The organism is Thauera sp. 27, from assembly GCF_000310125.2.
In the GTDB taxonomy this organism is placed as follows: domain Bacteria; phylum Pseudomonadota; class Gammaproteobacteria; order Burkholderiales; family Rhodocyclaceae; genus Thauera; species Thauera mechernichensis.
Genome location: NZ_AMXB01000107.1, coordinates 1 through 501, shown reverse-complemented (window position 1 = coordinate 501; position 501 = coordinate 1). Strand labels below are relative to the sequence as shown.

At 70.7% G+C, this 501-nt stretch carries 1 protein-coding gene; it reads left to right on the top strand.

The features are described from left to right. On the top strand, positions 1–501 hold a 501-nt coding region (locus tag B447_RS21595; RefSeq protein ID WP_004249609.1), incomplete at both ends, for a phosphoenolpyruvate carboxylase.

Genomic DNA, 501 nt, shown 5'->3' with positions numbered 1-501 from the left:
AGCCTTGACGAGGCCGCGCGCTGCGCGCTGCTGCTCGAAGAGCTCGCCACCGCGCGCCCGCTCGCCTCGCCCCACGTCGCCTACTCCGAGGAGAGCGCGGGCGAGCTCGCCATCTTCCGCGCCGCGCGCGGCATCCACCAGCGCTACGGCAGCGCAGCCATCCGCAACTGCATCATCTCCAAGACCGACGACGTCTCCGACCTGCTCGAGCTGGCCGTGCTGCTGAAGGAGGCCGGCCTGCTGCGCCCGCTCGAGAACGCGCTCGACGTGAACATCGTGCCGCTGTTCGAGACCATCGGCGACCTGGAGAACGCCGCCGGCGTGATGGAACGCCTGTTCTCGATCCCGGCCTACCGCGGCCTGCTCGAGGCGCGCGCCCACACCCAGGAGGTCATGCTCGGCTACTCGGACAGCAACAAGGATGGCGGCTTCCTCACCTCGGGCTGGGCGCTGTACAAGGCCGAGGGCGAGCTGGTGGCCACCTTCGCCCGCCACGGCGTG